At 69.5% G+C, this 430-nt stretch carries 1 protein-coding gene; it reads left to right on the top strand.

Annotated features, from left to right (window positions below; translation table 11 throughout):
- Positions 1 to 430: enoyl-CoA hydratase/isomerase family protein (locus tag E6J59_19400; protein ID TMB16212.1), on the top strand; the 430-nt coding region annotated here is incomplete at both ends.

Genomic DNA, 430 nt, shown 5'->3' with positions numbered 1-430 from the left:
CTGAGCCGGCGGTCCTCTACGCGAAGGCGGACGGCATCGCGACCGTCACCATGAACCGGCCCGAGGTGCGCAACGCGATCAACGCCGAGATGCTCTGCCGCCTGGCCGACGCCTGGCAGGACATCAACGACGACGCGTCGGTCCGCGCCGTGATCTTCACCGGCACGGGCGAGCAGGCGTTCTGCGCGGGCGCCGACCTGGACCGGCTCGTCCGCATGATGCAGGGCCTCCGGCCGGCGGAGACCGACTTCGACCGGCGCATCATCGAGGACTACGCCGTCATCTACAAAGGCCTCTTGCGGAACTACGAGGTGGTGAAGCCGATCGTCGCCGCGGTGAAGGGCTACTGCGTCGCCGGCGGCATGGAGATGCTGCAGGCGACCGACATCCGCGTCGCCGCCGAGGACGCGCGCTTCGCGATCGCCGAGGT

Source organism: Deltaproteobacteria bacterium (assembly GCA_005879795.1).
GTDB lineage: Bacteria > Desulfobacterota > Binatia > DP-6 > DP-6 > DP-6.
The sequence above is the reverse complement of the archived record's forward strand: the minus strand, read 5'-3'. Positions and strand labels throughout refer to the sequence as shown.